Here is a 6,276-nt window from a genome sequence, read left to right as displayed (position 1 = left end):
AGACATCGATGCTTGCCGAAACGCTCGACCAGCCAGTCTCGGCCACCCCAACGTGCTGCACGAAACATGATGAAGGAGCCGATCAGGCTTCCGATCAATGCAAGCACGAGGCCCAACCAGAATCCGAACGCCACGCCGCCCAGCACATAAAACACGAGCCGTGGCATGCCGATGGTCATCAAGCCCGCGGTGATGAGCACGAACCATGCCGCGGCCTTGCCGCCGCCACCAGCGAGCAGTGTCCGGTCCATATCGGTGAGGGCGTCGAGCGCCTCACCGATCGGCGTGTAGTGGATGATCAGGAATACGACAAGCGCGACGCCGACGATGGCGATGAGCTTTCTCGAGCTTGCCGCAGCGACCGCAGGCAGCGCTCGCTCGAGCGACTCCTCGTCCGGCCCGTCGTCCTCTGCTTGGCGCTCGAGCTCTTGGCTCATCAGCGGTTTCCGGCCATCCGGTCTCCCGGCACGGCGCGCTTCAGATACCAGCGCACCCCGAAACAATCCCGGATGCCTCGCCAAAGGCGATTACCAACGCCGTACTTGGACACACCACGCAAGCGCTCGCGATGGTTCACCGGCTGCTCGACAACCTTGTAGCCTTGGCCACGCAGCAAGGTCGGCAGAAAGCGGTGCATGCCGTTGAATACTGGCACTTCGGCAAGCGCCGTACGCCGCACCACCCGAATACCGCAACCGCTGTCGGAGACCTTGTCGCCGGTCACCCAGTCACGAAAACCGTTGGCGACGCGGGAGGAAACCTTGCGCACGAAGTTGTCCCGACGCTTCGCCCGCACACCGGTCACGCAATCCACGCGCTCGCGCATCGCGCGCGCCAGCATTGCAGGGAGGTCAGCCGGATCGTTCTGGCCGTCGCCGTCCAGCGTGGCGACCCACTCGCCGCGCGCGACCTTGAAGCCGCTCGCCACCGCTGCACTCTGGCCGCAATTCCGCCGGTGAAAGACCGGACAGGAGACTGCGGATGCCGTCTGGCGCAAGACGTCAGCAGTGCCATCGGTGCTGGCGTCATCCACCAGGATGAGCTCGCAGTCGCCATCGATGCGCTCGAATGCCAGCAGGATCTCCTCGGCCAGCGGACGAACGTTGTCCTCTTCATTGAAGACCGGTACCACGACCGATAGGAGGATGTCGGCGCCGCAGTCCGGCATGCGGCTGGTCACGGGAGTTCCGGAATCTGATCGAGTCATGGCGAGAACGAATGGCGGCGCCGAGTCGGCCACACGCACAAAGCAGGCAAACGCGTATTATAGGGCGTGGCGATGGCGCTCGGGGCGCAACGGCCGCCCATTCTGCGCCGACGTCCCTATCCGCACCCCCTCCACCCCTCGGCTCATGCTCGTTTCGCCCATGTCCCTATTCGAAGAACATCCGCTGCGCAGAACGCTCAACGACGAAGTCCATGCGCGGCCGCCGGTAGCCCTGCAACCGCCGGAGCGAGTGGCCTACCTGGCCTTTCTGCACGAGAACGGCAGCGCGGACGGTGAGATCGCGCACCTCCGCCTCCTGGCTCAACAGCTTGGACTGGCCGAACCCTTCGACGAGGCGGTCCATCTGATGATCGAGGCGCCGGAATTCCGCCTCAAGTGGGAGCGCCACAGTGAGTTCTCGAGTTATGCCTTCTTTCGGCGAGACGAAGCCACCTCACTTTCGGAGAACGACGCACTTCTGTCCGTGCCGACGACCTGGCGCAAGGCGATTCCCGGCCGCCTGATCGTTGCGAGCCAGGTCGAAGCCCGCAAGGCAGACGATGAGGCGGCGCAGGCGATGCTGGCGCATCTCTCCACCGATGCCGCCAGCCAGATCGTGTCCCGCATCAGCGACGGTGCGGGATGGGTTCTTACCGATTTTCATCTGCATGATGGTTTCTCCCGCTTCACACTACTCGACGTGTCACTCACACCTCGACAGGCCGGACGCACGGTGCAACGCCTGCTGGAGATCGAAACCTACCGCACGATGGCGTTGCTCGCGTTTCCGGTTGCCAAGGAAGTCGGTCGCCTGGTGTCGCAGGCCGAGACTGAACTCGCCGATCTCATGGACAGCATCGGCGAAGCCCGCAGTTCCGAGGATGAACGAAAGGTGCTGGGTCGCCTGACCCGGCTTGCGGCAGACGTCGAGCGCTCGGTGGCACGCACGACGTATCGCTTCGGCGCCGCAGCCGCCTACTACCGTCTGGTGCGCCAGCGCATCGACGAATTGCGTGAGTTGCGGGTGGCCGGCTTCTCGCCGATCCGCGAGTTCATGGAGCGCAGGCTCGCACCGGCCATGTCCACCTGCGAAACCATGTCCCGCCGGCAGGAGGAGCTCTCGGGGCGGATCGCCCGCAATTCGCAGCTTCTGAGAACCCGGGTGGATATCGAGCTCGAGCGACAGAATCAGGCGTTGCTGGAACAGATGAACCGGCGCGCCAAGCTCCAGCTCCGCCTGCAGGAGACGGTGGAGGGCCTCTCCATCGTCGCGATCACCTACTACGGCTCGCAACTGGTAAATTACCTCGCCAAGGGCGCGAAGGACTGGATAACCCCGCTCACCCCGGAGCTGGTCACGGCTGCATCCATCCCTGTCATAGCGGGCCTGGTATTCATCGGCCTGCGCCGCATGCGCCGCGCGGTCGCGGCGGAGGCTCAGGGGATCGAGCACTGAGTTTGGTCAAGCCCTCACCATTGGCACGGCACGGCGCAGCGAGGCGGTGCCGGTTGACGGCCGTGAGGCGACTTTGCCTGAGCGCATGCCGCTGTTGGCGAGCGTAGCGGCCGCGATTCCCGCTGTCTGAGCGCGCAGCGCGAGTTCGGGAATCGCAGCGAAGAGAGGCTTACAGCGGCAGCGCGAATGGCATCGGAGCCGAACGACCGACAGCCGGCACCGGCTCGCGTGTTTGGCGAGAAGCGATCAATCCGGACCCCGTCTCCAACGTATAATCCGGTTTAGTTCAATTTCCTCCGGATCCGCGCCCGTGACCCAGCCCCTCTTCGAATCATCGATCACCAGCCTGCAACTGCTCGGTCGCGGAAAGGTCCGCGACATCTACGCCATCGATGACGACAAGCTTCTCATCGTCACAAGCGACCGTCTTTCTGCCTTCGACGTGATCCTGCCGGATCCGATTCCCGACAAGGGCCGCGTACTGACCGCGCTCGCCAACTTCTGGTTCGCTCGCCTCGGCCATGTCGTGCCCAACCAACTCACCGGCATCGACCCCGAGTCCGTGGTCGCCCCCAATGAGCGCGAACAGGTTCGCGGCCGCGCCCTGGTAGTCAAGCGTCTCAAACCACTACCGATCGAGGCGGTGGTGAGGGGTTACGTGATCGGCTCAGGCTGGAAGGACTACCTGGAAACCGGCGCGATCTGCGGCATCGCCCTGCCCGCCGGCCTCGCGCAGGCGGCACGCCTCCCGGCGCCGATCTTCACCCCGGCAAGCAAGGCCGAGGTCGGCGATCACGACGAAAACATCTCCTTCGAGCAGGCACAGGCGCGATGCGCCGCGGTGCTGAACGACGCCCTGGCCGGCACCGGCACCGATGGCGCGACCCTGGCCTCGCAGGCTCGCGACGTCGCGATCGCGCTTTACACCGAAGCCGCCGACTACGCCCGCGGACGAGGCATCATCATCGCCGACACCAAGTTCGAGTTCGGGGTCGACGACAAGGGCACGCTACACCTCATCGACGAGGCGCTCACCCCGGATTCCTCACGCTTCTGGCCGGCGGACAGCTACCGCGAGGGGATCAGCCCTCCGAGCTTCGACAAGCAGTACGTTCGCGACTACCTGGAAACCCTGGACTGGAACAAGAAAGCCCCCGGTCCGAAACTGCCGTCGGAAGTCATCGCACACACCGCAAGCAAGTACCGCGAGGCCTATGAGAAACTGACCGGCCTCGCGCTCGACTGAAATCGATCCCGCAGCACCGCCGACCGCGATGCGGTCGGCGTCCGCGTCCGGAACTTGAGGCGCACACAAACAGACGAGGTGGCGACAACGAGCGCCCCCGGGAGGAGAAGAGCATGAGCAAGGCCTCGGACGGCCGAATGATCGCACTCGCGGTCGTAATCGCGGCATACGTCCTGTCGTTTTTCCATCGTTTCGCACCGGCTGGCATCGCGGGCGATCTCGCGTCAACCTTCCAGACCAGCGCAGCCTCGCTCGGCGTGCTGGCCGCGACTTACTTCTATGTCTACACCATCATGCAGGTACCCACCGGCGTGCTGGTCGACACCCTGGGACCCAGACGCATTCTGGTCGGCGGCAGCCTGATCGCTGCAGTCGGCAGTCTGCTCTTCGGCCTTGCCCCCGACCTGACCATCGCGATGATCGGCCGCACGCTGATCGGCCTCGGCGTGTCGGTGGTCTTCATCGCGATGCTCAAGCTCATCGCACTGTGGTTCGACGAACGCCGCTTCGCCACCCTGGTCGGCTTGTCGATGCTCATCGGCAATGCGGGCTCTGTACTCGCCGGCACCCCGCTCGCAGCCGCTGCGTCGGCAGTGTCCTGGCGCTCAGTCTTCGTCGCGGTCGCGGTGGTGTCGCTGCTGATCGCACTGGCCAGCTGGCTGCTCATCCGCGACGAAAAGCAGGGCCCCGCGGGCACTCGCGGCTTCGACCGGACAGCCGTGATGGGGGCGCTGCTAGGGGTCTTGCGTAATCGCGCAACCTGGCCTCCGGTGGTGGTCAACTTCGGTCTTACCGGCAGCTTCTTCACTTTCGGCGGCCTGTGGCTGACACCGTACCTGACGACCATCCATGGCATGAGTTCGGTCACTGCAGCAGGCCATCTGTCGCTCTATTTCGCAGGCTTCGCGATAGGCTGTCTGGCTGTGGGTTCGCTGTCCGACCGCATCGGCCGACGCAAGCCCGTACTCTTCGGCAGTGGTCTCGTGGTGTGCGGATTCTGGGTGCTGTTGTTGTCGGCAATCAGCCTGCCGCCGGCGCTCAGTCATGCGCTGTTCGCACTCATGGGTGTGGCGACCGCCGGCTTTGTGTTGACCTGGGCCTGCGCCAAGGAGGTGAATCCTGCCCACTTGTCAGGCATGAGCACCAGCGTGACCAACATGGGCGGCTTCCTCGCCGGCGCGCTCATCCAGCCGGCCGTTGGAATGGTGATGGACCTCGGCTGGGATGGCACCGTGATCGATGGGGTACGCCAGTACAGCGAGCAAACCTTTCTGCTCGGCATCAGTCTGATCGCGGCGCTTGCACTACTCGGCACGATTGCGAGCCTGTTCGTTCGTGAGACCGGCTGCCGCAACATCTGGCAAGCTGAGGAGAAATGATCTATTGATACAAATGAGAACCATCAGCGGCTAAGCCACTCAAAATGGATGTGAGCAAGCTCTCGTAGCCACTCAGAACAGACTGCCAAGCCCCAGGCGGCGCTTCCTGGCCGCAAGTTGCAAAGGAGACCATCATGGATCATTCAATGCACAAGCTTGACCGCCACTTCAATCTTCCCCGGGTGCGCGAAGTCGACCATGCCCGACCGTTTCATTGGCTGCAGATGGGCTGGAACGATCTGCGCGAGCACGGTTTCGCCAGCATCGCATACGGGGTCTTCTTCGCCGCGATTGGATACCTCATTCTCGCCTTCGCAGCACCAAGACCCTACTTGGTGACCGCGTCGATCTCGGGCTTCTTCCTCGTCGGCCCGATCCTCGCCGCCGGCCTCTACGAAATCTCGCGTCGATCGGCAGCAGGCCAACCAGCCGGGCTGCGCGACTCATTGCGTGGCATCGCTGGCAACTATGAATCGCTGCTGTCCATCGGCATCTTCCTCGCCATCGTGATGCTCGGCTGGGAGCGTGTTTCGGCGGTGCTGTTCGCGCTGCTGTTCACCGGTGAAATAGCCGAGCTTGGCGGCTTCATGCGCACCGTGCTGTTTTCTGGCGAACACTTGGGCTTCGCCGCCATATACCTGCTCGCCGGCTTCCTGTTCGCGGGTCTGGTGTTTTGCGCAACCGTGATTTCGGTGCCGATGCTGATGGACCGGGACACCGACATGGTCACTGCGATGATGACAAGCCTGCGGGCAGTGAGCCTCAACCTCCGAGCCATGGCCCTGTGGGCGGCGCTGATCGTCTTGCTCATCGGTATCGGCTTCGCAACGATGATGGTGGGGCTGGTATTGTTGCTCCCCCTGCTCGGCCATGCGACCTGGCATGCTTACCGGGATCTGGTCGAGTGAGTGCGAATAGCTGCTGACATCGGGAACGATAGCCCGAACGCATCGCAAACGAGAATACAATAATCTGAGTCGGACTGCCG

Annotated in this window: 6 protein-coding genes; 4 read left to right on the top strand and 2 right to left on the bottom strand. The window is 63.6% G+C overall.

Annotated features, from left to right (window positions below; all coding sequences use genetic code 11):
* Both GPA21_RS04145 and GPA21_RS04140 read right to left on the bottom strand, forming a co-directional pair.
* The coding region (locus GPA21_RS04145) for a VTT domain-containing protein (protein WP_168986951.1) at positions 1-437 on the bottom strand (437 nt) is incomplete at its 3' end.
* Positions 437-1,180 carry a glycosyltransferase family 2 protein gene (locus GPA21_RS04140; RefSeq protein WP_211163411.1) on the bottom strand — a complete coding sequence of 248 codons (744 nt, stop codon included), beginning with the start codon at positions 1,178-1,180 and terminating at the stop codon, positions 437-439. The genes GPA21_RS04145 and GPA21_RS04140, both read right to left, overlap by 1 nt.
* Positions 1,181-1,367: 187 nt before the next feature.
* Here GPA21_RS04140 and GPA21_RS04135 point away from each other — a divergent pair, with 187 nt between their 5' ends.
* From GPA21_RS04135 to GPA21_RS04120, 4 genes are all read left to right on the top strand, one after another.
* A complete protein-coding gene (locus GPA21_RS04135) occupies positions 1,368-2,663 on the top strand; it encodes a DUF3422 family protein (protein WP_168986950.1) in 1,296 nt (431 codons plus the stop codon).
* Between the two features lie 310 nt (positions 2,664-2,973).
* Positions 2,974-3,909, top strand: a complete 936-nt coding sequence (locus tag GPA21_RS04130) for a phosphoribosylaminoimidazolesuccinocarboxamide synthase (RefSeq protein WP_168986949.1) — start codon at positions 2,974-2,976, stop codon at positions 3,907-3,909.
* 113 nt (positions 3,910-4,022) lie between these two features.
* Positions 4,023-5,288, top strand: a complete 1,266-nt coding sequence (locus tag GPA21_RS04125; protein WP_168986948.1) for an MFS transporter — start codon at positions 4,023-4,025, stop codon at positions 5,286-5,288.
* A gap of 134 nt (positions 5,289-5,422) precedes the next feature.
* Positions 5,423-6,196 (top strand): DUF2189 domain-containing protein, encoded by a 774-nt coding sequence (locus GPA21_RS04120; protein ID WP_168986947.1) that lies wholly within the window; start codon positions 5,423-5,425, stop codon positions 6,194-6,196.
* Positions 6,197-6,276: the final 80 nt, after the last annotated feature.

Origin of the sequence: Azoarcus taiwanensis (assembly GCF_012910885.1) — a bacterium.
Classification (GTDB): Bacteria; Pseudomonadota; Gammaproteobacteria; order Burkholderiales; family Rhodocyclaceae; genus Azoarcus_F; species Azoarcus_F taiwanensis.
This window is presented reverse-complemented; position numbering and strand designations above follow the sequence as displayed.

Bases quoted from the DNA above. Each gene is read 5' to 3' on its own strand.
- GPA21_RS04135 (WP_168986950.1), top strand. From the start codon at position 1,368: ATGTCCCTATTCGAAGAACATCCGCTGCGCAGAACGCTCAACGACGAA.
- GPA21_RS04125 (WP_168986948.1), top strand. From the start codon at position 4,023: ATGAGCAAGGCCTCGGACGGCCGAATGATCGCACTCGCGGTCGTAATC.
- GPA21_RS04120 (WP_168986947.1), top strand. From the start codon at position 5,423: ATGGATCATTCAATGCACAAGCTTGACCGCCACTTCAATCTTCCCCGG.